The following is a 26,537-nucleotide window of genomic DNA, read 5'->3' as shown; positions in this document are numbered from 1 at the left end:
GGACCCTCGCCGAGCAGGTCGTCCTCAACCGCTACCGGGTGCGGGCTCAGTAAGACCAGGGCGGTCCGGCGTCAAACCCGGCGCGCGGCACTGCGCGACTCCTTTCAGCGGGCAAGGTGTCACCACGACGGCTATTGAATGGGCAAGAGTGGCACCTGCGCCGGACCGCCCCTACTCCGGTTGCGGAGGAAGATCACGGATGTCCCAATCGGGATGATCCGCGTGAAGTTTGACGTGCTGGGCGTCGAGGTCCTGCAGCTCGTCTAGCGTGCGGACCTCTACTCGCCAACCGCAACTGCACTTAGCTTCGTGTGGCATGTCGGTCACAGTACCCACCATTTGCCCACACTTTGCCCACAGTTACAGATACTTTGTGTGATTCCACGTGATGCTAAAGCGCAGGTAAACCGCTGTTTGGCAGCCTGATCAGGCCATCTAAATCGGTTCGAGTCCGACTGGGGGCACCGGAGTTCTTGCCGGTAGGGGGCCGATTGCGGCTCGAATATTCGAGTGGTCGCTGTCGTTGGCGGCTCCCTACGTCAGCACCGCGTCAGCGAGCAACTTCGACCAATACCTAGACTCCGAGAATGCGCGTGCCTCGCCGAATCGCACAGTTCAACAAGCGAGTCATCAATCCGGCGGCTCGCACGATCACACCGTGGCTTCCGAACCTCGGGACGCTCGAGCACGTCGGGCGGAAGTCGGGTAAGCGATATCGAACGCCCCTTCTGGTATTCAAGACCCATGATGGCTACGCCATCCTTGTCGGCTACGGCCTACAGACGGACTGGTTGAAGAACGTGCTGGCCGGCGGACCGACGGTGTTGCGCAAGCGTGGACGGGCTGTCGCGCTCGTCAACCCACGGGTGGTGAGCAAGGCTGAGGCCGCGGCCCTCGTCATACCGCGATCTCGCCTGCTCTTCCGAGCGTTTCCCTACAACGAGGCAGCCGTGCTGCTGACGAGTGTGGGCTCTGCGGGTTGACCTCTGCACCGCACCGGACTTAGAGCCGAGGAAGCGGCTCAAATCCGCCAAGTGCCGGTTCGAGTCCGATTGGGGCACCGGCGTTCCTACAGGCAGATGGCCAACCGAGCGTGCGGTGCCGACGTACCCGTGAGTTCGTACGCACAATCTGCGCGGGATGAGGGTCCCTGCGAGGTTCCGGTCAGCAACCTTTCCGACGGCGACGCACGGCACGCGGGCATTGGGCAGCAATGCGAAGCAGGCTGATCTTGATATCTGCCGATTTGGGATCGGTAGCGGGCCGCCAAGAGTTCAATTTTCCTGATGCGGCACAGGGCCGGGCAGTTGAGTTAAGCGAGGAACCATGAACGGAGCCATGCTGAGGCGTGCGGCCGCCGGTGCCGTGCTGTCGGGCGTTGGTGCTGTTGCCACCCTGGGACTGGGGGTGTTCGGCTACGCCATCGGCGTTGCCCAAGCAGACATCCGGTGCGACCCCGTCTGCCACGGCACCTGGTGCCCGGGCGAACCAGTGCTCTGGCAGATCCGGTATCTGGCTGAGACGTGGGATCCGAACGTGTGCCACGAGTACCACCAGATCAGCGGGACGGAGAACGGTGGCTATGCCGAAGGGCCGCTTCCTCCTGGCACTTTCGTCTGCCCGCCGTTCGCGTTCATGTGCCCCTGACACACCCGCGGCCACGTGAGGAGACGGTCGGCGACCTCGCGCTCAACTCGTCGCCATCCCGGCGGTCCGTGCTCATCCGCTTGCGCCCACCGGCTAAGACGTCAGCGTGAGCCTCAGGTCGGTCAGCGGTTCGGCGTTGTTCAGGATCACCACCGAACTCTGGCTGTTGACGTCGTCGTAGGGGAATCCGTAGGCGAACCCGTTCAGGCTGTGGGCGTGGAAGAAGCGGGCCCAGTCATTCCAGCGTCCGCCGGCCGGATAGTAGGCCGACACGTCGTTCCAGTCGTCAGGCGAGGTGGCCACTCCACGGTTGAACGCGGCGTCGAGCTCGGCCAGGAATGCACCTTGCAGGCCGGTGCCGACGAATGGCCCGTCGGCGCGGAAGACGTCCGCGGTACTCGGCTTGGTCATGCTGTGCGCCGTCGAGGCGCCGCCGGCGGCGGTGACGGCGTAAGCGAACCGGTCGTCGTCCCCGACTCGCCCGGTCACCGTGTAACCCGTTCCGTGATAGACGAATTCAGTGGTCCGGTAGGTGTGCCAGAAGTCGTCGACCGGCTCGTCGAACCAGGTCGCCAGGCTGCCGGGCTGGTGTGAGCGCGGCGCCAGGATCCGAATCGGGTTTCCGTCCTCATCCCGGATGATCAGCGCCTGGTATGCCTCCGGGACGGTGTCCTCGAACGCACTGAAGACCTCGCGTCGACTCAACGCGATACCGCGGGTAGCCGAGAATCCGGTGGCATCCTGTGACACGGTGAAGGAGAACGGGAAACCGAACTGGTCTACCTGGGTGGTGTTGCCGCCGAACGGAACTGAGCCGTTGTCGTAACTCATTTCGTACCAGTCGAAGACCGTTTCGTAGTTGGGGTCGGCAGGGTTGGCCCCATCAGGGGAGGCCCAGCCCGAATCGTCGGCGCTGATGGCGATGTACAGCGGTTGTTCCAGCGACACGTAGATGCGACCACCCAGCAACTCCGGCGGGATGCGCAGGTCGTCCGCCTCGGCGAGGGTGAACGTCATGTCGGCATAGTTGACGCCGTCTTTTTCCAGGTGGCCTGGGGCATCGGCGGCGGCATGATCGATGTGGTGGGCCACGCCGTCACGATCGACCCAGGACCACTGTCCCGGGGTGACCTGACCGATGACCATCACGTACACCTCGTCGTCGGCATAGCCGCTGTTGTTGGCGAACGACACCGGAAACGATCCCGGCACGCCCGGCCCGTCGGGCGGTTCCGGGTCCGGACCGGGTGGGGTTGACGCGGCGCGGACGCCGACGGTCACGGTGGTGGTGGCGGAGTGACCGGCGCGGCCGAGCAACCCGAAGGTCAGGTTGTAGATCAGGCCGGACAGGCCGTGGATGTGGAAACCATCCCGCTGATCCGACGCCGTGACCGAGAACGTGTCGGTGTAGGCGGTTTCGCCGTTCCAGTCCGCTGGCGGGGTGTAGGTGGCTTTGTCGCCCGAAATCGTCAGGGTGCCTGCAGCTGTCCCGGTTCCCCCTGTCGAGCCGTGCACGCTGTAGGTCAACGCACGGCCGTCGGCGTCCGCGGCGGTCAACGTGAACGGGTCGCTGGCGGAACCCGGTCCGACGGTCACCATCACCGTCTGCGGCGGGTAGACGGGCGTCGCCGCGAAGAACGTGCGCTCAAACCAGTTCCGGGCGGCGGTGAGCATCGACTCGACCGCCGCCATGATCGAGCCGGCGGGCGGACTCGCCATAGCCACCGGATTCGGCGTCGGACCGCCCGCAGCCGCCACGGTTGCGTGGGCTGCGTTGCTCTGCTCGGTGGTCCGCTCGCGCAGCGCCGGCTCGTTGTCGCGGCGCATCGAGGCGAACGCTGCCAGTGATGCGACAGGGGGGACCGGGGTGCTCGGCGGTGCCGGCGTGAGCGGAGGCGCGAACACCGCCGTGCTGGTCGTCTGCGCAGCACTCGTTGGGGTGTAGGCGGATTCGATCACCTCGCGCTCGGCCGGGGCCGTGATCGGCTGCACAGCCCTCGTCGTTGCCGGTGCGGTGTCGGGTTCTGCAGGCGGGGCTTCGTGGTCTGCGACGGATTCGAGGGCTGACAGGTCCGGGTCGGACTGGGTGTGCGACAGATCGTCGGCGGTCTCCTCCGATGGCGCGGCGGTCATGGTGTCGTCACCGTGGTTGCCGCTATCCGATTCCGCAGTGTCCGGGATGGCGATGGAACCTGCGTCACCGGCGGGAAGGTCGACCGGTTCGCCGTCGTCGGCCGAGTCGTCGTCGGCCGAATCACTCTCTCCGGCAGAGGGTGCCGACTCGTGGTCCGGTTCGGAGTCCGCGGTGTCATCGCCGGATGCCTCGCCGGGATCTGGCGCCGAGGTGTCCTGGGAAGCGGAATCCGAGGACTCCGCCCAGCTGATCGCGGGCGGGCTCGCAGCGGCGCCCGCTACTCCCAGCGCCACCGCCAGCGATCCGACCCAAGCGATGTGGCCCACGCTGTCCATGTCGACTCCTAGGCTGCTGCCAGCAAATTTGCTCGCTCGTCAATGTATACCAAGAACTTGGCTGCTGGAAGGGCCTTGAGGTTCGGAACTGCGAGGCCCGGCAAACCTGCTGACTCGAATTGTGGCCGCGACGGTCACCAATCACGCAGACATCGACGACAGAAGTCGGCTGCGAGGCCGGTTCGAGTCCGACTGCGGGTTCCGATGCCGAGCCCTCAGTTCGACAGGGCATCCGCGAACGCGACCCCGCGCCGCCGACCCGACAGTCACGCTGATTCGACCCGCGGACGCCGGTCGGACAGCACATGTCGCCGCAGACGCCCAGCAACCGGTGCCGGGTGATCGGACCGAACTGGCCTCGCCGTGGGTGCGTGACGGCTTCGCAAACGTTCAGCGGTGCACATGTGTCCGCGTCGTTTCCTCTGAGACCCCGAGAAACCGACGCATTGCCGCGGCCCGACCGCGCCCTCGAACCGGTCGAGATACGTGCGTGCCCGAGCTGCGGTGGTGTGCCATGAGCGCGGCGTCGCCGTCGCCGCGCCGGGCCATCGTCGGCGACTTCATTCAACGACGGTCGAGGACGTTCTTCTGCAGCAGGCGGCCTTGGTATAGAACAGCGCAGCCGGTTGTCTGATCATCGGGTGCAATTGTCGCTGACGTCGCTGTGGGGTGACGGCTGCTCGGTGGTCTTTCTGATGGCCTTCGTTATTCGCCAGTTCGCTTCCCACGTTGTGGCGCACGAAGTTTCGCTCACAAACACTTCTCTCGTTGGAAGCGGGCGGCACTGCAGACGGTACTCAACCGCCTGTGCTCCGACCGCCGGACCGGCGGAGGCCGTCGTTACTCGCCGGGCACTCTGGCGGCTATCTGGTCTGCAATCCTGACCGCCGAATCCGAACTGCCGCCGCAGGTGCTGACGTCGATCACAATGTTGTTCTTCATGGTCAGTGCCCGCTCACACAGCGTGGGTTCATCCTCGCTCTGAATAGTGATGGAGGTGACGAGCATGCCATTGTCGCTGGAGACATCCCCGACTGTCACCGGCGAGCCGCCAGCGTTGTATCCGCGGCACAGTGGCCACTTTTGGGCGGATTCGGCGAAGAACGTGGCGGCCTCGTCGGCAGTGGGGAACAACACCACCGCCTGACCGGCAGAAAGCGCTGCGCCGCTGTCGTTTGGGGCCCGGAGTGCCTGGTCTCGGACGGCGGTGGATCCGCTGCCCGCGTAGGCCTGGGCCTCGGCGGTGCCCGCAATCCCCACGCACGCCTTCTTTTCCTCGGGGGCGTCGGGCGGCACGGTGATGTCCTCAGCCAATGAGGTCGAGGTTCCGGCAACCGCCATTCCGGTGGCACCCACTACGGTGTCAATCTCTGCGGGGCTCAGCAGGAGTCCATCCAGCGCGGCCTCGGCCACCGGTGGTGGAGGTGTGGACGTGGTGGGTGGTGCAGGCGCCGACGTGGTTGGTGATAGGAGAGTGGACGGGGTGGTCGATGTGGCGCCCTCGTTGCCGCCGCCACCACACGCGGCGACGAGAACGCAGGTGGCGGCTACGGTGAGTGCGGCTGTGTGCTCTCGCATGTGGTCATCTCCGATCCTGCCAATGTCTCGGGTGATCTCCCGCGCGGGGCATTAGCGCGTGAGGCTACCGTGAATCCGATCCGGTCGTGCCGGAATCGCGATCGCCCACCCAAGCTCGTTGCGCACGAAAAGAGTTGACCTGCCGTGCATTCCGACAGGTCATCAAGTCGCTCAAGACGGTGTCGTCGGTCCGAGAACCTGTAACCATCAGACGATGAGGTCTGTAACAGGCAGCCGCATTCGGTCACGGATGCTGGCTGTGCTGGCGACGGGGCTGACGATGGCCGGATGTGCGGGTAACTCTCAGATGCAGGGCGACGGAACCCCGGAGGCCGCGGAGTCGTCGACCGTCCGGAATCCGCCGACCGCGCAGAGCGATTCGCCACCTGTGGACGGGTCCACCGGTGGCGCGATGATCCCCGCCTACGGCGACGCTCAAAGCTCCGAGGCGATGAACGGGCGGACCCTGCTACAGGGCGATCGACTGCTCGAAGAGCTTGCCGACAACATCAACCGGACGCTCAACCTTCCGTACGACATTTGGCTGCGCGGGTCGCAGTGCGACGAGGCGAACGCCATCTGGAATGGCAGTGCCAACACCGTCACCATCTGTTACGAAGGCGTCACCCTGGACCAGCGAATCTTCACTGAGGCAGGCGATCCCGACCCCCGGAGGTCGGCACTCAACTCGGAGTACGCGAAGTTCTATCACGAGGTCGCTCACATGGCGATCAGCCTCTACCGCCTACCGATCACCGGGCCGGAAGAGGATGCGGCCGATCAACTCGCCGCCTACATCCTGCTGACTCCGGGCGACGACGGCCATGTCGATCCGGAATCCGTTCAGGCAATGAAGGATCTTGCGCGGACGCTCGGCGCGACCGAAACGCGGCCAGGGCAGTTGGGTGAAGAGGATTCCACCGACGTCCACTCACTTGACCAGGTCCGCATGTACAACCTTCAGTGCTGGATCTACGGATCGAACCCGGAGGCGAATGCCGACTTGGTGACCGACGGTCAACTGCCCGAAGGTCGCGCGTCGGGATGCCGGAAGGAATGGGAACAGCTCGAACAAGCCTGGTCCGCGCTGCTCGAACCTCACTTCAAGTAGCGGCGGCTTCGGACGGTCCGCACGGCAGCGACGTCTGGCACGGTTCGGAGGCCGTCTGCGCTCCGGGGATCTGCTCCGTCGGGCCAACTGCAGAAGCGAAGCGTGGGGCAGTGCTGTCTGTTGATGCGCCCGTCAATAACGGTCCGGTTGCCAGCAGAAGTTTATGGCAGCAAACATACAGTTCAAGTCCGGTGCGCTATTTGCTACAGCAATTAGCTGTGGAGAATCGCCCGGCCAGTGTTAAATTACCCCTGCGTCAAAATTTGTGGCCTACGTCACTCTTGCGGGCGGCGTAGGTCGGGTGAGACCTCACGCGAGCGGGAGGTGAGCGGCCGCCGCCGCGCTGCCGCCCCTCGCGGGTGGAACGCGCGTGCTGGAGACGAGCGAGCAAAGGAGCTGGCATGGCTGCCGCTAGCCCACGAAAACCGCGCCGGACTACGGGTCGCCATCGCAAGCCGGTGACTGCCCAGGCCTCGATGTGTGCACGGTGGTTGCGTGTCGGCGCGGCCGGCGTCGGGATGGCCGCGGCGATCGCCGGCGGCCAGGGCGTCGCTTCGGCCACTCCGGATGACGCGTCGGCCGGCAGCAGTCCCAGCGCCAGTGCCGACGACAACAGCAGCGGTACGTCGGACACCAGCGGGGCGGACTCCTCGTCGCAAGCAGGCGCGGGTACTGACAACGAACCCGACTCCGATGCCGATGCGGACTCGTCCCCGGTCACCGACAGCGAAACCGAATCGCTGACGGAGACTGTCGACGCGGACGACGGGGTCACCGGCGAAGAGGACGATGTCGCCGGCGAAGAGTCGGAATCCGAAGAGCCGCAATCCGGTCCGGCTCTTGATGCAGGCGGGGAAGCGGCACCCACCGCGCAGACCGCGTCGCAGGACCATGATCCCGGCGACGGCGCGGAGCCCGCTGCGGTCTCGGAGCAGTCCGTCACGCCGGATGAGTCCGTCACGCCTCCGAACGACGAACTTCCCTCCGCGCAGACTGAAGACGACGCGGCGCCGTCCGTCACACCGACATCGGCGTCGCAGCCAGAAGGGGCCGCCGCACTCATCGACGACTCCGAGGCGACTGCCGCCGCGTCCACCACTCAGAACGCCCAAGTCGGGACGACGTCAGCGGCTGCGACCGGCATCGTCACCGACTTGCTGAACTCGTTGGGGCTGGGTACGGGTGGAGCCATCCCATTGCCCGGTGGTGCGGTCGAGTCGCTGTGGCTGGCGATCCGGCAATCGCGGGGTCCGCAGGCTGAGCAGCCCGTCGTGGTCAGCCCGGCCGCGGCGCTGTGGTCCGGTGACTCCGCGCTCAAAGAACTGCTCAGGGAGGCGATTCAGGCCGATTTCAGCAGGAAGTACGGCTGGATCCCGGTCGTGGGCACGGTGGCACATGCCTTCAGCTTGATGGGTAACGTCGGGGAACTCGGGGCCGCGATCCTGCGTGGCGACCGCGCCGACGTCGCCGACGAACTCCGCGACATCACCCGCGACGTCATCGGTACCGTCCCGATCGTCGGAGCACCGATCGCCGCAGACCTCTACTTCAAGGAGGCCGGGGCTAGCGTCGAGGACATTTTCTCCGTCACCGCCCGGTTGGCGACGGCTCAGGCCATGGCACCTCAGTCCCTGACGCCGGAAGAGGAACACGCGCTCGAGACCCTTGCGCAGGTCCTGAACCAGCTCGCGGGGTGGCCCGAGCCGCCGCACAACTTCGTCACGCCGGCCAACTACACGCTCGACCAAGCCCTCGACGCCCACGACGACGTGCTGGACCTCCTGTTCGCGAATCCCACACCGACCACCCAGTGGATTCCCGACGCGATGGCCTTGATCAACCTGTTCGTCAAGTCGGCGCTGCCCGGGTACTCGTTCTCCGACGGCCTCAACACATTCGGCGATCTGCTGAACCGCCTTGTGCCGCCCTACACGATCGAACCGGGCCCCGACTACGTCATGACCAAGGCGCAGGTGGCGGCCGCGAGCGTCGGCGCACTCGTCAGCATCCTGAACGAGCTGCTGGGCGGCAACTTCGATCCGGAGAGTCTGCGTGACGCCGCCATTGCAGGGGGCACGTCGGGGTTCCTCACCCCGTCGAGCGTGCTGAACATGACCTTCACCACCGGCGCCGAGCCAAATCCCTATTCGCTCATGGCTTACATCGCCCTGGTCGGTGTGTACGAGCGGTTCCAGTGGGTAGCGCTCAACCACCTCCCGGAGGTGACCGGCCAGACCCAGAACGGTCAGTTCCTGCTCAGTATCACCGGGCAGGTGGACGCCACCGATCCCGACGGCGACCCGCTGACCTACTCGATCAGCCAGCAGCCGGCCAACGGTATCGTCACTGTCGGGCTCGATGGCGGCTGGCTCTACACACGGACGTCGAACTGGACCCACTCCGGACCCGACACGTTCACCATGACGATCGACGACACTCTCGGCCAGATCGGCGATCTGGGACTGGATCATCCGTATTCGCCTCTGGGGCACAGCATCACCGTCGAGGTCACGGTCGACTACACCGGCGTCGCGAACAATCAGCCGACCATCATCGCGCTGCCCGGGCTGCCGGACTCCATGGGCATCGTGCGGGGCAGTGCGCCTGGGAACGACATCGACGGTGACACGCTGACCTACAGCCTGGTCGATCCGGGCACCCCGGGTGCGACGAGCAACTCGATCTACACCAGCGAGGGCGGCATCGTCGCGCTCGACACCGCGACCGGCGAGTTCGTCTATATCCCAAAGGTTTCGACCGACCTCATTCCGGCATTCGACACCGACTCGTTCCAGGTGCAGGTCTCCGATGGTCGTGGTGGCACCGCCACCACGACGGTGGTGGTGATCTCGAACCTCAAGCCGGGGACGTCGACGACGGGCACCAGCGCCTACGTCGAGCACGGCAAGGTCGACATCCCGACCGCCGATGTCGGCCTGCTGACCTACAGCGTGGGCAGCCAGGGGGCGAAGGGCACGGTGGTCGTCAACGCCGACGGCACCTACACCTACACCCGCAGTCTCACGGCCACCGGCAGCACGTCGGATACGTTCACGATCATCGGCACCGACGCCAACGGCAAGACGGTGACCTTGCCGGCCGTGTCGGTGGCGCCGCCGCTGATCTCGGTGACGCCGACGACCACCGCCACCGGCGGGACGTTCACCCCGCGCGGCATGATCAACGGCACCGCCATCACGCCGGCCACCCAGACGACGACCGGAACGATGAGCGGGATCGACGAGGACGGCAATCCGGTCGACATATCCGGTGGCATCTACAGCACGGAGAAGGGCGGCACCGTCACCATCACGTCCGGCGGCGGGTTCCTCTACACCAACACGACCTACTCCGATCTCTTCCACAAGGCGGCCGCGACCGACGCGCCCGGGTCCGACAAGGTGGACACCGTGAAAATCACCGTGACGGACTCGCTCGGCCGCACCGGCGAGGTCACCTTCTCCATTGTGCTGCGGACGGAGAACTCGAACCCGTCGTCGAGCTCCTCGGTGGGAAGTGCCGATGCGCTCGGTGTGGTGCGTGGTTCGGTGTCGGGCGACGACAATGACGGTGACTCGTTCACGTACTCGTTGGCCGGTGTCGGCAATCCGGCTGGTGCGACGGCGAATTCGACGTACACCGCCAACGGCGGCATCGTCTCGCTGAATTGGGACGGCACGTTCACCTACATCCCGAACAAGTCTGCGGCAACCGCCGACTCGTTCAAGGTGCTGGTTTCCGACGGGCACGGAGGTGCCACGACGGAAACGGTGTCCGTGCCGTTGGGCACGCCGTCGCCACTCGCGAACGTCGTCACCTCGACGCCGAATGTCGTTACCGGCCAGCTGAACATCCCGCCCGCGGACAACGGGCTGATGACCTACAGCGTCGGCATCGGCCCGTCGAAGGGCACCGTGACGGTCGACCCCGGCGGCACCTTCACCTACAACCGGACCAGCCCCGGCCACAGCACGACCCCGCCAGATTCGTTCACCATCATCGGCACCGAGGTTGCCACGGGCAAGACGGTGACGATCGCGACGGTCAACGTCACTCCGGTGGTGCCCAACGCCGCGCCCGTGGGCGGCGCGGTGGCGGTCACGTCGTCGTCACTGTCGACCGGTCTGACGCGGAACCAAACGGCCACAGGCGCCATCGGCGCTACGGACGCCGACGGGGACCCGCTCACCTTCACGGCGGGAACCATCGAGACCACCAACGGCGGAGAGGTCGTGCTGGCCGCCGACGGATCGTTCACCTACACCATCAGCAAGCTGCTGACGAGCTCCTACTACCACGAGGCCGCGAAGATCGGTGCCAGCGGTTCAGCGGTCAGGGACACCTTCACGGTAACGGTGAGTGACACCTTCGGTGCCAGCACCTCTTTCGTGGCCTCGGTGCCCATCTACGCGACCAACACCCCGCCGAACACCCCCACCTCCGGAGTGTTCTGGGGCCTGGGGGCGAACGACTGGACTTCGGTCTTCGCGACCGATCCCAACGGGGATTCGCTCACCTACACCATCACGAAGCAGCCCGAGCACGGCTCGGCGTCGTACAGCAGCGGCAGCCAGATACTGAGCACCACCGGCGCGCAATCGGGTGACACCATCATCCTCACCGTGACCGACGGCTACTACGTGGTTGTCGACGGTGTGGTCACCGGGACACCGGCAAGCAGCTCGAGGACGTACACAGTCTGACGGGACCCGCTGCCGACCGCGCAAACGTGCGTGGTCGTCCGGCGCGCCAGGATGGGCATCCTCCCGGATTGGGTGATGATACGTATGTGGCTGTTGATGCAAATGTGACTAACGTGAACCCGACTGCCGACGCGCCGGCTGAGCAGCCGCCTGTCGCGCGCACGATGGCTGATCACGACGCTGTCCAACAACCGGTGCAACCCCCGGTGGCGCCTGCGCCTTCGACCAAGCAGCGGGTGTGGACGATGCCGAAGTCACCGGTCACCCGCAAGCATGCCGACGAGGTGGGTCGCATCGCACTCACGGTCATCAGGAGCATCGCGGGATTCGTGGCAGGGGCCGCCCGGTATGGCGCGGGCGTCGCCGGGCAGATGTGGCGTGGGATAGAAGCGGTGCCTCCGGCGGCAAAGCTGTTCTTCGTCTCCGCGCTGCTGATGCTGCTCGGACTCGTGGGGGGCCTCACGCTCGACAGTTCCCTGGGATTGATGTGCACGGTTGTGGTGGTGCCCGTCTGCGCCGGCATCCTGGGCGCTCTCGGGTACCGCTGGTACAGCGGACTCGGCGTCGAGACCGCCCGCCGGACTGATTCTCACGCGACCGAGCCGACACAGTCCGATCTGCAGCGGTCGGTGCAGTACGTCGACAGGAAGCTCACGCTGGCCCTCACGTCGTTCGGCACCGAACACCACCAGCAGGCGGTCATCGCCCTCTTCCAGGCGAAGACGGCCGTCGAGCTCACGCTGGGTACGGAACAGGATCTCGCGAGCTACGGCGACATCGCGCTTCGCGCGGACGACTACGGCCTGCGGCCGCGGATCCGGGCCGGATCTGGGACGACGCCCGCGCCGCGAGAGGGCAACTCGCTGGCGGCCTCGTGACCGGAGCCCGGTCGATGGGTTCGAGTCCGACCTGGGCGCTGGCGTCGGACTAATCCTCCAGGAGTGAGCCCGCCCCGTGCCGAAGGTGATCGGGTTGGCTCACCCAGCCCGGGGGCACGTCGACGGAGAGTGCCAGGCGCACAAATCGGCCGACCGCCAACGTCGTCGCGCGGATCGGACACCACTGCAGTGTGTAAGGCACGAAGTGAGCCGGTGAGGTGGGCCGAAGCACCACGCCGGCGCTGTCACCCGCCACCGCCGCGGTGGTGAGCACCCAGTCCACCTCGGACTGGATGGGCCACCGGTACGCCGCCAGATCGGTGTCGGTGAATTCGACTGCCGGTGGGCGGATCCCGGTGTCGTCAAGAACCTGCCGCAGGGCCAGCGACCACGCCGGGAACAGCGCCTCGCTGTGGACGCCGATCGTCTCCGTCGACAGATTGCGCAGCTCCACCGCGTCGCGTCCGGCGAGGTGGTGATCGGCCCGGAGCCCGACCATCACCGGCTCGGCGCAGAACACCTCGCTGAGAATGCCGGGCGGGTCGGCCACCGGACCGCAGGTGATCGCGACGTCCAGCTCACCGTCACCGATCGCGCGCTGCAGATCCGGCAACCACATTCGTTGGACGACGAGCTGAACGTCAGGAGCGGCGCTGTGCAGCGCCTGGGACAGGTGGGGCGCAAGGACCGGAGCGACGGGTGGGGTGATGCCCAGCCGGACGGTGCCCGCCTCGCCGTCGGCGAGCCGCCGCACCGCCGCGGCGGCTCCTTCGACGTCGTCGAGGATCACCTTGGCGCGGCCGAACAACTCGACCCCTGCCTGGGTCAGCGCCACCCGGCGCGTAGTCCGAGTCAGCAGCGGTGTCCCGACCTCGCGCTCCAGACGACGGATCAACTCGCTCAGCGTCGGTTGACCGATGTGCAGTTTCTCGGCGGCCCGTCCGAAGTGCAGTTCACCCGCCACCGCGACGAATGCCTCGAGCTGGCGCAATTCCACCCGCCGATAGTAAGCGGACGCGGAAGCGATTGATCGGTCACGGCGATCGCAGCATTCCGGTAATGCCCCTTTTTCCGGTGCGGGAATCCACGCAGTCTGGATGTCGAGCACCGACACGACAAAAGGAGCCGCACGTGGCCGAAACCTGCACCCACTACCGCACCGCATCCATCGACGGGCTCGACGTCTTCTACCGGGAAGCCGGTGACAGATCCAATCCGACCTTGCTGCTGTTGCACGGCTTCCCGTCCAGCTCACACATGTTCCGCAACCTGATCACCGCGCTGGCCGACGACTATCACCTGGTGGCACCCGACCACATCGGGTTCGGACAGTCATCGATGCCGTCGGTCAACCAATTCACCTACAGCTTCGACCGCCTCACCGACATCACCGAAAAGCTGATCGATCGCCTGGGGCTGGGCCGGTTCGCGATCTACATCCACGACTACGGTGCGCCTATCGGGCTGCGGATCGCCAGCAGCCGCCCCGAACGGATCACCGGGATCATCACCCAGAGTGGCAACGCCTACACCGAAGGGTTCACCCCGTTCTGGGACCGACTGTTCGCCCACGCCGAGGACCGCGGCGCCAACGAGGACGCGGTGCGCGACTACTTCACCCCCGAGACCACCAAATGGCAGTACACGCACGGGGTTCCCGCAGACAGGCTCGATCGGATCGCCCCCGAGACCTGGCTACTCGACCAGGCCGGACTCGATCGCAAAGGCAACGACGCGATCCAGCTGCAACTGTTCTGGGACTACCAGTTCAACCTCGACGGCTACCCCAAGTTCCAGGAGTATTTCCGCGTTCATCAGCCGCCGTTGCTGGTCACCTGGGGAAGGAACGACGAAATCTTCGGTGCCGCAGGGGCGGAAGCCTTCAAGCGGGATCTGCCCGATGGTGAGTTCCATCTGCTCGACACCGGCCACTTCGCTCTCGAAACCCACGGAGACGAGATCGCCGGTCACATCCGCGATTTCCTGGGCAGGCAGGAAGGTTTGATCCGTGAGTGAATCGCGCCCGCCCTTCCCGCCTTTCGATCTGACGACCGCGCTGCAGAAGGTCCAGGCCGCCGAAGACGCCTGGAACACCTGCGATCCGCATCGCGTGAGCCTGGCCTACACGCCCGACAGTGAATGGCGCAACCGAGACCGCTTCATCACCGGTCGTGCCCAGATCGTGGCGTTTCTCACCGCCAAATGGCAGCGGGAACTCGACTACGCCCTGCGCAAGAGCCTATGGGACTTCCGTGACAACCGGATCGCGGTACGGTTCCAGTACGAATGCCGTGATGCGACCGGCCAGTGGTGGCGAAGCTATGGGAACGAACTGTGGGAATTCGACGACGGCGGGCTGATGCGCCGGCGCGAAGCCAGCATCAACGACGTCGCCATCGACGAGTCTGACCGGCGCTACTTCGGGCCGCGGCCCGACGACGAACGCGGCCACGACTTCGCCCTGCACTGACCACGATTCGTCGGAGAGCCGAGGCGGAATGAGTAAGCACTACGGATCCATCGCCTTCACCGGTGACGTCCGAGCCGTCCAGTCCGAACATGGCAGCGAGGCGTTCTATGGACGCAAGCTGGCTGCGGGAAAGGCGTCGTCTGGACGTGATCCGCTGACCGGTGAGGAGAAGGAGTACCTGAGCGAACGTGACGGCCTCTTCCTGGCGTCGGTCGGGGAAACCGGTTGGCCCTATGTCCAGTTCCGCGGCGGTCCACCGGGTTTCGTGCGCGTGCTGGATGACCACACCATCGGTTGGGCCGATTTCCGTGGCAACCTGCAATACATCAGCACCGGCAATGTGAACGGCGACGACCGGGTTGCCATCATCGCCGTCGACTACGCGCAGCGTCGCCGGTTGAAGATCTTCGGGCACGCCCGGATAGTCACCGCCGAGCAGGATGCCGCGCTGATCCAATCCCTTTCTGACAGCACCTATGACGCAGTGGTCGAGCGCGCCGTCGTCGTCGGGGTGGATGCCTATGACTGGAACTGCCCCCAGCACATCACGCCGCGGTTCACGCTCGAAGAACTGGAACCGGCGCTCGCGCCGCTGCGCAGCGAGCTGAGCTCCCTGCAGGCCGAGAACGCGCGTCTGCGGGAGCAGCTGGAACGCGCAGGTGCATGACGGCGGTTCAGACCACTGGTCTAATCTATAGACCGGTGGTCTAATGGGTGGACAGACTGCCGCCTGCCGACATCGCCGAGGAGTCCTTTCATGTCTGCACCCGTCACCTCGACCGATCGGTCGCGGCGAACCCGCTCCTTCGCGCGCGTGCTCGGACCGTTCATCGCGGTGGTCCCCGCGATTGTCGCGATCAGGGCCGGAAGCATCGGGAGTCAGTTGTCGAGTTTCTCGGCAGACCCGATGTGGTCGTGGTCGCTGGGGGCGCTGCTGTTCCTGTGTGGCGTGTTCATCATTGCGTTTCACCAGTACTGGCGCAGTGTGGCCGCGGTGATCATTTCGCTGTTCGGTTGGTTTCTGTTGCTGCGGGGTCTTGCCCTGCTCACCGTTCCGCAATTGATCGTCGAGGGGGCCGAATCGGCCACCCAAACGTCAGATACTGCGGTGGATGTCGTACGGGTCGGTTTCGGGCTACTTGCGGTATGCGGTCTCTACCTGGCATACGTGGGATGGGTGAAGAAGCCCGACTGATTCAATACAGCCATGCCGCGAGTCGTGAAACCCAAGGACGTCCGGCGGGCCGAAGTGCTCGACCGAGCGCTCGCGCTCTTTCTCGAACGTGGTTACGAAAACGTCAGTCTCAACGACCTGCTTGCCGTCTCGGGTACGTCGAAAGGCGCCTTTTACCATTACTTTCCGTCCAAAGAGGCCCTGGTCGTCGCGCTTGCTCAACGCAGCGCCGGCGAAGCCTTCGAGGTGTTGCGTCCGGTCTTCGACCAACCCGGTAAGAATGCGCTGGAACGCCTCAATGCCGGACTTACGGCGAGTTACCAGGTCAAATTGGGCATGGGGGCGCCGGAACCGATCGCGGCGATGAGATCCCTGCTGATGCCGGAGAACCAGGCGCTGTTCAGAAAGATCGTGACCATCTGGGAGGACCTGTTCCGGCCGGTACTGACCGAGGTCATCACCCAAGGGGTACGCGAGGGCGTGTTCGACACCTTCGATCCCGAGGGTGTCGGTGACATGATTCAAGGTTTCGCCGCCAGTATCCAGGACTACCTGGTTCGCATGTTCGATGCGGCCGATGCGAAGTCGCGGCGTAAGACCATCGATGACTGTGTGAAACGCCTCAAGCTGTACGGCATCGCGACGGACCGGATCCTGGGTCTACCCGACGGGGCAACAGTGGTGCTCGATCGCAAGCAGGTTGAGGCGATGATGACGCTCTTCATGCCCTCACGCCCGGCTGGGTCGTTGCCCTGACGCCGAGCTGGTGGGGATGCCGGCAGTGTCAGGCACGAGGCTGATTCAGTACATCGCCGCGGAGCCGAGGTCGGGGTGCGCCCGCATGAACGCCACCAGGCGATCGACATAGCTCGGAAACGGCGGCGCCTCGATGCCGCTGCCGGCGAGATCTTCCCGGATGTGTTCGGTCAAGTAGTACGTCGGATGGGCGAAGTAGTCCACCGCTTCAGCGGGCATGCGCAGCAATCGGTAGATGCCCGGTACGTGGCGTATCGACGTCTTGGCCAACCTGCGTGGCAGTGGTATCGAGACGACGTCGCGCCCGGTGGCCTCGGCGAGGACGCTGATCAGCTCCGCGACAGTGAGGGGGTGAGGATCGGCCACGTGGTATGTCCGGCCTGCCGACGAGGACTGCCCGCTCAGATACGCCACCGCATCGACGACGAAATCACGCGGGACGAGGTTGACCCGGGCCATTGCGGGATCGCCGACCACCGGCAGGACCGCCTTGCGCGGTTGTCGCAGCAGCCATTGCATCACGAAATATGGCCCGTCGAACTTCTGGGTTTCGCCCGTCCGGCTGTCCCCGACGACGATCGAGGGCCGATAGATCGTGGCGGGCATGCCTGCCGACATTCGTTGCCGAACCTCGGCTTCGGCCAGGTGCTTGGTCTCCTCGTAGAAGTTGTTGAACGGTGCCCCGACTTCGAGTTCCTCCTCGCTGAACGGACCGGCGTAGCGTCCGCTGACGTAGCACGTGCTGAAGTAGTGCAGGCGACTCAACGATGTGCAGCGTTCGAGTGCATTCAACATGTTGGTGGTGCCCGTGACATTCACCCGGAGCGCGGTCTCGCGGTCGATCGTCAGGTCGTACACCGCGGCGAGATGCCACGCCTCGGTGACCTCGGCCAGAACGTCCCGGTCGATGCCGAGGCCTGGCTGGGTGATGTCCCCCTCGATGATCCGAATGCGTTGCCGCAGTGAAGGATCATCGGAGTCGAGCTCGGCCAGTCGCCGGTTGGCGGCCGCGAGGAATCTGCGCTGAACCAGGCACACCGCCTCACCGCCGGTGCGCTGCAGAATTCGTGGCAGCAGCGCGCTGCCCAGAAAGCCCGGAAAGCCGGTCATCAACACAGACACCTGTACTTCACCGCCGATACTGGTCGCCCCGCATGTGGTCTGTCTGGTTTCGATGGTCGGCCGAGCGGGACCGGTCAGGACAGAGTCGAAGGGAACTCAGAAATCGACCTTCGACCCTGGTTTCCGGCACCTGATCGGTCCGGGGCGGGGCACCGTCGAGAATCTGGTGTCGACGAAGTGTCCGAAATCTGTCCGTAAATGACCGCCGGGTTACCGACCGGCGGCGGTCAAGGCTCTTGGTCGGTGATTTCGTGGACTTTCGGCCGTAGTCCCATTGTGGCTGAGCGGAATAACGTCGTACCCGACAGCGCAAACCCACCAAGAGAGGACCTGACATGTCAGATGTGGCTACCAACGAGGCTGAATCGTCCACCACCGCCGATCTCCTCGACGAAGTGCAGGATTCGGCCAAGATGGGTCAGCACGCCGCAACAGAGGCGCTGCGGATCTTCCGCCACACGGTCAACGAAGCCGTGCCCGAGGCCATGCAGCCGCTTCGCACCAAGCTCGTCGACGCCGCGATCGAACTGGCCGACAAGCTGGTCACCGCGCAGTATCAGTTCAACCGCAGCCTGATCCGTACTGCAGACCGTGCGTTGAGCAAGTCCGACGAAGAACAGAAGTAGCAGCGATCCAGCGAGGGCTGTGTCGGGGTAGGTTCAGCACCGAAGTCCGCTGAACCTACCCGTGTTTCGGTTGTTCACTTCGCAAGAACTGGAGTGTTCGAACTCCCGGTCGTCGTTGTGAGGACCAAAGTCTCTTGCCTCGGCCGGCGGTCTTGGCAAACTCACACCAGGGATCAAGATCTGGCGTGGGGGGAAGATGCGACGACGATTGCGTTCGGCGGCTTGGGGGCTGCTCTCCCTCGTCATAGCCGTACTGTTCGCGTGGGGGTCCGTCGTCACATCGACCTCGGCGGGCGCCGGCACCGCACTCGTCATGGGTGGCAACGGGCACCCGCTGAGCGTCCCGCAGGACACACCGGACTACATCAACAAATACGTCACTGCGGCCGATGACGCCTTCATTGCACCGAGTGGCCTCTGCGGCCCGCAGTGTTCCCTCGTCGCCACCTATACGCCCGCGCAAATCCGGTTTGTCAACGGGATTTTCGACATGACCTACGACGAGTCGGTGGCCGTCGGTCAAGCCAACCTCAACGACTGCATCCAGGGCTCCGACTGCACGGCGACGCTCGCCCCGTACAGCGAAACGGGGCCTCATACGGTTGCCGACAGCACCTATGTGATCTACGCATATTCCCAGAGCGCCACCGTGGCAGCGAACCAGAAGCTGCAGCTGATCGCCCATCCCGTCGCATCCACCGTCAGCTTCCTGTTGGTGGCCAATCCCAATCGACCCGACGGCGGCATCCTCGAACGCTTTGTCGGCGCATACATTCCCCTGTTGGGGATCACGTTCAACGGCTCCACGCCGACCTTCTCGCCGCAGCCGAGACCTCTGACGACCGTCGATGTCGCGCGGCAGTACGACGGCTGGGCCGATTTCCCCACCAATCCTCTGAACCTGCTGGCCGACCTCAACGCCATCATGGGGACGATCCTTTTGCACCCCAACTATTCCGGTGCAGGCACTCCGCAACTTCAGGGGCAGTACCAGGACAGCACCTACTACCTGATTCCGGCGCCGATCACTCCGGTTCTGGTGCCGCTGACGTGGGTGCCGATCGTCGGAAAGCCGTTGGCGATCGCCCTGGACCCGGCGGTGCGCGTGCTGGTCGAGATGGGCTACGACAGGACCGTCAACCCCGGGCAGCCCACCCCGGCCAGATACCTCTACGTCCCGAATCTGATCAAGGCGGCGCTGAACTTCGCGATGGCGATTCCGACCGGGTGGGACGACGCGATCAGTTATCTCACCGGCGATCCGGACTGCCGGCCGTTCCATACGACGGTTCCGGCCAGTCCCTTCGGCGTCGGCGGGCCGCCGGTGTACACAGGGGTCATCGACCCCTACGGTGAGCCGACGCCGTATCTTGCTCCACCGGTCGAGACGCACGGCGAGGCGGCGCCGGGCTCCGGGTCCCCGGCTGCGCACCCCGCGGGAACAGAACCGCCGGAGACCGTAACCTTCTCGCCGACAACGGAGTCCACGCCGTCCACACTCTTGCCCGAGACGCCCGCAGAGTCGGAGGACATGCCTCCGGACTTCGTCGAGAACGACACCCCCGACACCGACGAGGTGTCCCCAACGGAGGATGACGCCCTGAAGGACACCGAGACGATCAACGAGTCCCAAGACGGTCCGACGGAAAGCGCCTCAGGGGTTTCCGGCGAGGACGCAGCGGATGCCGACTCCCGCTCGGCGGATGCCGACTCCCTCTCGGCGGATGCCGGCGATTCGGCGCCCGCCGACGCGGCCGCGGCCGCCACCGCGGCCTGAAGTGGTGTCGCGACTTGTCGGCGGCGCGGTGTAGCGTCGGGTTTATGTTCGAAAGTATGTTCGATGTCGATGAGACCGCGTCGCAGGCCGAGCTGCGTGCCGCGGTCGAGCGTCTTGAACGGCTGAAGTCTCAGGCCGCGGCGGCGCAGGCCCGCGCGACCGCGCTCTGGGCGGCCAAACGTCAATTGGCCGAGGAATCGGCCGGTGTGCGTGCACATCACCGCGGCAAGGGTCTGGCCTCGGAGGTCGCCTTGGCCCGCCGCGACGCTCCGGTCAAGGGCAATCAGCATCTGGGGTTCGCCAAGGCGTTGGTGAACGAGATGCCGCACACGCTGGCCGCGCTGGAGAGTGGGGCGCTGTCGGAATGGCGGGCCACCCTGATCGTGCGCGAATCCGCCTGCCTGAGTGTCGAGCACCGCCGCCAACTCGACGCCGAACTGTGCGCGGACGCCTCCGGATTGGAGGGCTGGGGCAACAGACGCATCGAGGCCGAGGCGAAGAAGATCGCCGCCCGGCTGGATGCTGCCGCGTTGGTGGAGCGGGCCCGAAAAGCGCCGGAACAGCGCTGCGTGAGCTGCCGTCCCGCCCCCGACAACATGCTGTATGTGACGGTGCTGCTGCCCATGACCCATGGGGTCGCGGTGTACGCGGCCTGTAACCGGGCCGCCGACACCACGTTCGACGGACGCACTCGCGATCAGGTCATGGCGGACACAATCTATGAGCGCGTCACCGGGCGCTCCGCGGCCGAGCCGGTGTCGGTGGCGCTGAACCTGGTCATGGCCGACACCACGCTTTTCGGCGACGACGAGGCCCCCGGCTGGGCCCAGGGCTACGGCCCCGTCCCGGCCGCGGTGGTGCGCGACCTGGTCAGCGACGCCGTCACCGACGCGAAGGCCAAAGCCACGCTGCGCCGGCTCTACCGTCACCCCAAATCGGGGCAGTTGGTGGCGATGGAGTCGCGGTCGCGGCTGTTCCCGAAAGGCCTGGCCACCTTCATCGGGTTACGCGATCAAAGCTGCCGTACCCCGTACTGCGACGCCCCGATCCGCCATCACGACCACGCAGTCCCCGACCGCGAGGGCGGGCCGACCAGTGCGCTCAACGGGCTGGGTGAGTGTCAGGCATGCAACTACGCCAAAGAAGCCCCGGGCTGGCATGTCACCACCACCGACACCGACGGCGAACACACCGCCACCTTCTGCACACCCACGGGCGCGAAGTACTTCTCCATTGCGCCACCGGCACCGGGCACGCCGGTCAGCCGTCGCAGCATCGTCGAAGGTGAACTCAGCATCGACATCGTCACCTTCCTTGCTGCCTAGCGGGGCATGAAAACCCTTGTCGCCCGGCTTATTCGGTCAGCGACGACGGGGCGACCGGGATGTCGAAATACGTCTCGGGGTGGGTCTCTGGCTTGAACGTGTAGTGCCACCACTCCAACTCGTAGTTCTGCAGTCCGTGGCGTTCCAGGCCCTCCTTCAGCAGGAGCCGATTCTTCAACTGCTCGCCCTGGATCCGCGGGTCGAGGGTGTGCGCGAGGGTATCGAAGCAGTCGTAGCCGGTGCCCATGTCGACGCTCACGTCGGGGAAGCGCTGGTTGACCGGTGCTGCGCAATCGACGAGCGGCTGACCGGGCACATAGGCCGGTTCCTGCGAGGCAGGCAGGGCGACCAGGGTGAGATCGACTGTGCTGCCGCGACTGTGGCCCGACTTCTCGGCGATGTAGCCATCGGCGAACAGGCGCGTCTTGTCCACTCTGGGGTAGAACTCCGCCTTCATCCGTTGATCGGTCAGGTTCTTTGCCCACTCGACGAAATCGTTGACCGCGCGTTGCGGACGGTAGCAGTCGTAGACCTTCAACGAGTAGCCCTGCTCCAGGAACTCCTGCTGGGCGTCACGCAGCGCGTAGGCCGCCGGACGAGTCAGGAGGCACATCGGCGCCTGATAGCCGTCGACGGGATCGCCGGTGAAGTTGTGCGGCGCGGAGTACCGGATGTCCAGCAGGATCGAGGGATCGATGTCGCTGAGGGACACGAAGTCGGCTGGGGCGGTGGGTCCGGGCTCGGCTGACGCAGGCCCTGCGGTCGCGGCGGCCGCCACCACGGCGCAGGCGAGGACGGCGGGCAGCAGGGTGTTCGTCATTTCCCTATTGCATCTGGCGCGTCGTCGGAAGTCGAGGAGCTGGGTCCTGCGGAATCCGCGCCGTCGTCGGCCATGGCCTCGTCGGGCGCCGGCGCGACGCTCTCGTTCTCTTCGGGTTCGGCAGCGGCAGCATCGTCACCAGCGGGGGCGACTTCACCGTTGCCCGTGGCGGCGTTGCGGTCATCTTCTTGTTCCCGGTTCCCGACCGCTTCATCACTCGGTGCCGGTACGTCGGTCGGTTGCACTGTCGCGTCGTCGGTCGGTTGCACTGTGGCGTCGTCGGTCGGTTGGGCCGTCGCGTCGTCGGCCGCAGCGGTACCCGACTGGTCGGATTCCGGATCAACCACCGGTGGCAGTCCGGCGCCGAGGTCGCGTTCCACATCGCCGGGGGAGCCCGGCTCCGGAACCGCAATGTCCATCGGCGCGGTGCCCGCCGGCTCCGGCGGCGGCAGGGGCCAGCCCGACGAGCGATCCTTGAACCAGAATCTCCAATAGCCGGAGTCGATGATCGGTCTGATGATCCCATCGAGGCAATCGATGGTTTCCTGCGAAGCGCCGGCGTCGGCCAGCGGTTTCAGCAGGGGCAGCAGGGGCGTGGGAATCAGAACTGTCGTGGTCGTGCCGCCTTCGCTGTTCGTCTTCCTCGCAACGTACTCCGGCGGTACCAGGGAGATGTCGTAGAAGGCACTGGACACGTGCAGCTGCAACGCTCCCAGGACCGCGTTGGCGACCGCCAGCACGTTGATCCAGTTGTCCGGCCAGTCGGCGATGCCGTCGTACTCGGCCTTGACCACCATCACGTCGTATCTGGTGTCGGCGACCGGGCGATAGTCGACTCCGGTGAACAGATACCAGATCGGGCTCATGGTGCCGAGCATGACGGCATTGAGCTCCCCGGCGGGGGGCGGGTTCGGGTCGTTCATCAACCGGCGAAGGACCTCATCCACTACCGGCGCGCCTTCCGACACACCCCCGATCGTCTTCGGGCCGGGGGTGGTGTAGACGGCGGCGTGCAGGTTTTCCGTACCGACGTCCAGCGAATACCGGAGATCATCGGGAAGGCCCGGAAACGGAACGTTGACTCTCGTGTAGTCCTTGAAGCGTCCGCCGAGCGCTGCGGCCATCTGCTCCTCGGTCAGGACCGCATACTTGCCGGCCCCGCCGACGATCAGCGCGGTGGCCGAGTTCGCGACACCGGGCATGGTTGCGACGAGCGCGAGGAGAAGAACCATCAGCATTCGCCTCATGACCGCGCCCCCACTGTTCAGTGGGCAATATGCCCACAAGTGTTCAGCGGGCAATATGCCCACAAGCTAAGGATGCGCCCCGGCGGCGGTTCGGATCAGGGTCCAAGGTCCCGTGCCGACCGTGCGTTCGTCGCCGGATCACAGCGACTGGCTCAGTCGTCGTCGGCCAGCGCCAGCACCTCGTCGAAACCGTCCCGCAGGCAGTCGGTGAACACCTCGACATCCGGGATCGCGCCGCTGTCGACGTCGATGCCGAGGGCGCAGGTGTCGACGTAGGTCAGCAGCGTGACATTGACCGCCGATCCGATCGTCGGCCCGAACGCATACTGCACCCTGACGTTGGCGCCGCCGAGGGACACCGGCACCGGTATCCCCGGCACGTCGCTCGCAAGGAAGTCGACGTGCCGCAGGATCGAACCGATATACCAGCGCGGCATCCGATTGAGAAAGCCGGCGATCAGTTGTGTGTGTGGCAGCGACTTCTCGTTGCGCACACGCTCGGTACGTTCATGGATCTGCCGGATCCGCTCCGCCGGATCGGCCTCGTCGACCGGAATGTCGAACCGCATCAACGTGATCCGGTTGCCGCCGGGCGCATCACTGGAGGCACGCAGGCTGATCGGCATGGTCAGGTGCAGTTCGCCGACGCCGACACCGTGCTTCTCGTGGTAGCGGCGAAGGCCGCCCGCCACGCCGGCGACGAACGCGTCGTTGAGCGCGCCGCCGCTGCGATGCGCCGCCTCCCGCAGCTGCGGCCTCGGCACCTCCAGCACCCCGAGACGGCGAATCAGCGTCCGTTCCGTCATCAGCGGTGAACCTGTCGCGTTCACCGGTCGCACGGTGCGGTACACCGACGTCGCCATTTCGGCAACCGAGTTCAGTGTCCGCAGCGGACTGCGCACACCGTCGTAGACCAGCCGGGGCACCCCGGTCAACACGCCGGTGACGGCATCTGTGACCAGTCCGGCGCCGTAGCGCGCCGCATCCCGGTAGTCGCCCAGCAGGGACGGTCGCGACACCTCCGGCGTCTCATCCGTGGGCGCCAACTCGGGGGTGAGCCCGAAAAGGGTCATCGCGATCTGAATCCCGCCGACACCGTCGGACAGCGCGTGGTGGAACGTGCACAACACGGCTGCCTCGCCCTCGGGCAGGCCCTCGATCAGGGTGATCTTCCACAGCGGGCGGGCGCGGTCGAAGTCCTCCATCTGCGCCAGCCGGGCGAGTTCGAGTACATCGTCGAACGACCCGTCCTCCGGTGCGGCGACCCTGCGCATGTGGAAGTCCAAGTCGAAGTCGGTGCAGTCCTGCCAGCGCGGCGGCGCCGGTGGCGGGGACTCGACGACAACCTGTCGCAGCATCGGTAGCTCGTGGCTGAGCCGCTCGATCCGGTCCCGGACCTCGCCCCAGTCGGGCGTCCGGTCCAACATCAAGACCGTCACCACCGTCGACCTCAGCCGAGGATCGCTTTCCATCGACCAGGTGAATGCATCGCTGCTGCGCATGAATTCGCTCATTGTGTCTCCCACCCACCACGGTAAGGCGCAACGCGGCGGACCACACCGGGTAGCGGCGCATCGGTGACTTTGTGCCCTACGACTCGCGACCGAGGTCCTGCGCCGTCAGGGCCGGAACTATCGTGGGGCCATGACCTCCGAGACGCCGCCGGATCGCACCGGTGCCCACACCGCCGTCACGCGGCAGTCCGGTCGATTCGTCATCGAGGTGGAGGGACGGCCGGTCGGACTCGCCGAGTACCACGACCACGACGGTCGACGGGTCTTCCCGCACACCGAGGTGCTGCCGCAGTTCCAGGGGCGGGGCCTGGCAACGATTCTCGTCGCCGAAGCCCTACGTGTCACGCAGGCCGAGGGGTTGCGCATCGTGCCGACCTGCTGGATGGTCGCCGAATACATCGACAGGCATCCGGAGTACGCCGACATCACCGACCGCACCTGAGATGCCTAGCTGAAATGGGTTTTCGGCCGGGACGGCTGCACGCCGTCGACGGTGATGTCGACCTTCTCGTTGTAGAAGGCGACCATGTTCGCGATCGCGGCGACCGCGGGCAGCGGGGTCTGGTAGGTCCAGGCGAGGTCGGCGTGCACTCCGTGATCGGTACGCACCGACCAGTATCCCGAGGTCACGCCCTTGTAAGGGCACAGGGTCTGAGTGCCCGACGGCTCCAGGTGTTCGAAGGCGATGTCGGTGCGATCGATGTAATACCTTGTCGGCAAACCGGTTTCGAACAACATCACCGGGCTGTGGGTGTCGGCCAGCGACACCCCGTCCAGTTCGACCGCAACGTGGCGGTGTGAGCGCAGCGCATCCACCCGGGCGTAGGGGTTTCGCGGATGGCCGTAGATCGGCTCGTCCTCCTCGAACCACGTCAGCGCATCCCACTCGAACTTCACCAAGCCGGCAACCGGGCCGTCACCGTCGCCGAACACCCGCGCCGCCGACTCGGCTGTGCGCGAACCTGCGACCACGGAGAACACCCGCGACGGGCCGAACTGCACCTTCTGAGGACGCCCGTCGTCCCGCAGCAGGCCGGGACGCACATCGCGCAAGGGGATGTAGTACTGCGGGTAGTACGGAACCTCCCAGACATAGCGCGCTGCGTTCGTGTCGAAGACCAGCTCGGTGCCCACATAGCCGCGGACGCGCCGCGGCACCGGCTCGACCCGCCCTCGATCCGCGGCCGTCCGCGGATAGTCCGCTGCCTCTGGCGTGCTGCTCACGGTGTCTCTCCTCGGTCAGGTGAACCCCCTCCCGTCGATTTTTGCGCGAAACTGTAGGCCCGGTGCTGCCGACGGCGAAAGGGGACGACCCTCGTG

22 protein-coding genes are annotated in these 26,537 nt (G+C 65.6%); 14 read left to right on the top strand and 8 right to left on the bottom strand.

Translation table 11 applies throughout. The features are described from left to right. Window positions 1-587: 587 nt before the first annotated feature. A complete protein-coding gene (locus BN976_RS12130) occupies window positions 588-983 on the top strand; it encodes a nitroreductase family deazaflavin-dependent oxidoreductase (RefSeq protein WP_036370948.1) in 396 nt (131 codons plus the stop codon). 343 nt (window positions 984-1,326) lie between these two features. Further along, a complete protein-coding gene (locus BN976_RS12125; RefSeq protein WP_011781889.1) occupies window positions 1,327-1,647 on the top strand; it encodes a hypothetical protein in 321 nt (106 codons plus the stop codon). Between the two features lie 93 nt (window positions 1,648-1,740). On the opposite strand, the gene BN976_RS12120 is transcribed toward BN976_RS12125, so the two are convergent. Both BN976_RS12120 and BN976_RS12115 read right to left on the bottom strand, forming a co-directional pair. Continuing rightward, window positions 1,741-4,116, bottom strand: a complete 2,376-nt coding sequence (locus BN976_RS12120; protein WP_036370945.1) for a beta-1,3-glucanase family protein — start codon at window positions 4,114-4,116, stop codon at window positions 1,741-1,743. An 840-nt stretch (window positions 4,117-4,956) separates the two neighbouring features. Continuing rightward, window positions 4,957-5,529 carry a sensor domain-containing protein gene (locus tag BN976_RS12115; protein ID WP_158498020.1) on the bottom strand — a complete coding sequence of 191 codons (573 nt, stop codon included), beginning with the start codon at window positions 5,527-5,529 and terminating at the stop codon, window positions 4,957-4,959. A gap of 403 nt (window positions 5,530-5,932) precedes the next feature. Here BN976_RS12115 and BN976_RS12110 point away from each other — a divergent pair, with 403 nt between their 5' ends. From BN976_RS12110 to BN976_RS12100, 3 genes are all read left to right on the top strand, one after another. Then, a complete protein-coding gene (locus tag BN976_RS12110; RefSeq protein WP_241866975.1) occupies window positions 5,933-6,805 on the top strand; it encodes a DUF4344 domain-containing metallopeptidase in 873 nt (290 codons plus the stop codon). A gap of 401 nt (window positions 6,806-7,206) precedes the next feature. Continuing rightward, complete coding sequence (locus BN976_RS12105) at window positions 7,207-11,508, top strand: cadherin-like domain-containing protein (RefSeq protein WP_109489596.1); 4,302 nt, start codon at window positions 7,207-7,209, stop codon at window positions 11,506-11,508. A 113-nt stretch (window positions 11,509-11,621) separates the two neighbouring features. Next, window positions 11,622-12,386: a hypothetical protein gene (locus tag BN976_RS12100; protein WP_235622040.1), complete on the top strand. Its 765-nt coding sequence runs from the start codon at window positions 11,622-11,624 to the stop codon at window positions 12,384-12,386. Between the two features lie 49 nt (window positions 12,387-12,435). Here BN976_RS12100 and BN976_RS32060 read toward each other — a convergent pair whose 3' ends face one another. Further along, window positions 12,436-13,383: a LysR family transcriptional regulator gene (locus BN976_RS32060; protein ID WP_051558404.1), complete on the bottom strand. Its 948-nt coding sequence runs from the start codon at window positions 13,381-13,383 to the stop codon at window positions 12,436-12,438. A gap of 134 nt (window positions 13,384-13,517) precedes the next feature. Between BN976_RS32060 and BN976_RS12090 the strand changes: the two genes are divergently transcribed. The 5 genes from BN976_RS12090 to BN976_RS12070 all read left to right on the top strand — a co-directional run bounded on the left by BN976_RS12090 (window position 13,518) and on the right by BN976_RS12070 (window position 16,786). After that, on the top strand, window positions 13,518-14,402 hold the full coding sequence (locus tag BN976_RS12090) for an alpha/beta fold hydrolase (RefSeq protein ID WP_036370935.1): 885 nt from the start codon (window positions 13,518-13,520) through the stop codon (window positions 14,400-14,402). Further along, complete coding sequence (locus tag BN976_RS12085; RefSeq protein WP_011781881.1) at window positions 14,395-14,856, top strand: nuclear transport factor 2 family protein; 462 nt, start codon at window positions 14,395-14,397, stop codon at window positions 14,854-14,856. The genes BN976_RS12090 and BN976_RS12085 overlap by 8 nt, the downstream gene beginning before the upstream one ends. Window positions 14,857-14,884: 28 nt before the next feature. Next, window positions 14,885-15,523 (top strand): pyridoxamine 5'-phosphate oxidase family protein, encoded by a 639-nt coding sequence (locus BN976_RS12080; RefSeq protein WP_036370933.1) that lies wholly within the window; start codon window positions 14,885-14,887, stop codon window positions 15,521-15,523. 90 nt (window positions 15,524-15,613) lie between these two features. After that, window positions 15,614-16,051, top strand: coding sequence for a hypothetical protein (locus tag BN976_RS12075; RefSeq protein ID WP_036370931.1), 438 nt, complete (start codon window positions 15,614-15,616; stop codon window positions 16,049-16,051). Between the two features lie 12 nt (window positions 16,052-16,063). Then, window positions 16,064-16,786, top strand: a complete 723-nt coding sequence (locus tag BN976_RS12070; protein ID WP_036370928.1) for a TetR/AcrR family transcriptional regulator — start codon at window positions 16,064-16,066, stop codon at window positions 16,784-16,786. Between the two features lie 45 nt (window positions 16,787-16,831). Here the strand turns inward: BN976_RS12070 and BN976_RS12065 are convergent, their stop codons facing one another. Beyond that, complete coding sequence (locus tag BN976_RS12065) at window positions 16,832-17,896, bottom strand: SDR family oxidoreductase (RefSeq protein ID WP_235622039.1); 1,065 nt, start codon at window positions 17,894-17,896, stop codon at window positions 16,832-16,834. 347 nt (window positions 17,897-18,243) lie between these two features. On the opposite strand from BN976_RS12065, the gene BN976_RS12060 reads away from it, so the two are divergent. The 3 genes from BN976_RS12060 (at window position 18,244) to BN976_RS12050 (ending at window position 21,636) form a co-directional block, all read left to right on the top strand. Continuing rightward, entirely contained in the window at window positions 18,244-18,534 is a 291-nt protein-coding gene (locus tag BN976_RS12060; protein WP_011781876.1) for a hypothetical protein, read from the top strand. Window positions 18,535-18,730: 196 nt separating this feature from the next. Continuing rightward, window positions 18,731-20,311: a PE-PPE domain-containing protein gene (locus BN976_RS32055; protein WP_051558403.1), complete on the top strand. Its 1,581-nt coding sequence runs from the start codon at window positions 18,731-18,733 to the stop codon at window positions 20,309-20,311. Between the two features lie 44 nt (window positions 20,312-20,355). Next, a complete protein-coding gene (locus BN976_RS12050; RefSeq protein ID WP_036370923.1) occupies window positions 20,356-21,636 on the top strand; it encodes a 13E12 repeat family protein in 1,281 nt (426 codons plus the stop codon). Between the two features lie 28 nt (window positions 21,637-21,664). On the opposite strand, the gene BN976_RS12045 is transcribed toward BN976_RS12050, so the two are convergent. The 3 genes from BN976_RS12045 to BN976_RS12035 all read right to left on the bottom strand — a co-directional run bounded on the left by BN976_RS12045 (window position 21,665) and on the right by BN976_RS12035 (window position 25,217). Continuing rightward, on the bottom strand, window positions 21,665-22,456 hold the full coding sequence (locus tag BN976_RS12045) for a M15 family metallopeptidase (RefSeq protein ID WP_036370921.1): 792 nt from the start codon (window positions 22,454-22,456) through the stop codon (window positions 21,665-21,667). After that, entirely contained in the window at window positions 22,453-23,688 is a 1,236-nt protein-coding gene (locus BN976_RS12040) for a PE-PPE domain-containing protein (RefSeq protein WP_158498019.1), read from the bottom strand. The genes BN976_RS12045 and BN976_RS12040 overlap by 4 nt, the downstream gene beginning before the upstream one ends. Before the next feature lie 167 nt (window positions 23,689-23,855). Next, complete coding sequence (locus BN976_RS12035) at window positions 23,856-25,217, bottom strand: wax ester/triacylglycerol synthase domain-containing protein (protein ID WP_036370917.1); 1,362 nt, start codon at window positions 25,215-25,217, stop codon at window positions 23,856-23,858. 130 nt (window positions 25,218-25,347) lie between these two features. Here BN976_RS12035 and BN976_RS12030 point away from each other — a divergent pair, with 130 nt between their 5' ends. Then, entirely contained in the window at window positions 25,348-25,659 is a 312-nt protein-coding gene (locus BN976_RS12030; protein WP_036370914.1) for a GNAT family N-acetyltransferase, read from the top strand. Between the two features lie 5 nt (window positions 25,660-25,664). Here BN976_RS12030 and BN976_RS12025 read toward each other — a convergent pair whose 3' ends face one another. Continuing rightward, on the bottom strand, window positions 25,665-26,441 hold the full coding sequence (locus BN976_RS12025; RefSeq protein WP_036370912.1) for a DUF427 domain-containing protein: 777 nt from the start codon (window positions 26,439-26,441) through the stop codon (window positions 25,665-25,667). Window positions 26,442-26,537: the final 96 nt, after the last annotated feature.

The organism is Mycolicibacterium austroafricanum, assembly GCF_000612725.1.
GTDB lineage: Bacteria > Actinomycetota > Actinomycetes > Mycobacteriales > Mycobacteriaceae > Mycobacterium > Mycobacterium austroafricanum.
The sequence above is the reverse complement of the archived record's forward strand: the minus strand, read 5'-3'. Positions and strand labels throughout refer to the sequence as shown.

Excerpts from the sequence above, each read along its gene's own strand:
- BN976_RS12130 (WP_036370948.1), top strand. The coding sequence starts at position 588 with ATGCGCGTGCCTCGCCGAATCGCACAGTTCAACAAGCGAGTCATCAAT.
- BN976_RS12125 (WP_011781889.1), top strand. The coding sequence starts at position 1,327 with ATGAACGGAGCCATGCTGAGGCGTGCGGCCGCCGGTGCCGTGCTGTCG.
- BN976_RS12120 (WP_036370945.1), bottom strand. The coding sequence starts at position 4,116 with ATGGACAGCGTGGGCCACATCGCTTGGGTCGGATCGCTGGCGGTGGCG.
- BN976_RS12105 (WP_109489596.1), top strand. The coding sequence starts at position 7,207 with ATGGCTGCCGCTAGCCCACGAAAACCGCGCCGGACTACGGGTCGCCAT.
- BN976_RS12080 (WP_036370933.1), top strand. The coding sequence starts at position 14,885 with ATGAGTAAGCACTACGGATCCATCGCCTTCACCGGTGACGTCCGAGCC.
- BN976_RS12075 (WP_036370931.1), top strand. The coding sequence starts at position 15,614 with ATGTCTGCACCCGTCACCTCGACCGATCGGTCGCGGCGAACCCGCTCC.
- BN976_RS12070 (WP_036370928.1), top strand. The coding sequence starts at position 16,064 with ATGCCGCGAGTCGTGAAACCCAAGGACGTCCGGCGGGCCGAAGTGCTC.
- BN976_RS12065 (WP_235622039.1), bottom strand. The coding sequence starts at position 17,896 with ATGACCGGCTTTCCGGGCTTTCTGGGCAGCGCGCTGCTGCCACGAATT.
- BN976_RS12060 (WP_011781876.1), top strand. The coding sequence starts at position 18,244 with ATGTCAGATGTGGCTACCAACGAGGCTGAATCGTCCACCACCGCCGAT.
- BN976_RS32055 (WP_051558403.1), top strand. The coding sequence starts at position 18,731 with ATGCGACGACGATTGCGTTCGGCGGCTTGGGGGCTGCTCTCCCTCGTC.
- BN976_RS12050 (WP_036370923.1), top strand. The coding sequence starts at position 20,356 with ATGTTCGAAAGTATGTTCGATGTCGATGAGACCGCGTCGCAGGCCGAG.
- BN976_RS12045 (WP_036370921.1), bottom strand. The coding sequence starts at position 22,456 with ATGACGAACACCCTGCTGCCCGCCGTCCTCGCCTGCGCCGTGGTGGCG.
- BN976_RS12040 (WP_158498019.1), bottom strand. The coding sequence starts at position 23,688 with ATGGTTCTTCTCCTCGCGCTCGTCGCAACCATGCCCGGTGTCGCGAAC.
- BN976_RS12035 (WP_036370917.1), bottom strand. The coding sequence starts at position 25,217 with ATGAGCGAATTCATGCGCAGCAGCGATGCATTCACCTGGTCGATGGAA.
- BN976_RS12030 (WP_036370914.1), top strand. The coding sequence starts at position 25,348 with ATGACCTCCGAGACGCCGCCGGATCGCACCGGTGCCCACACCGCCGTC.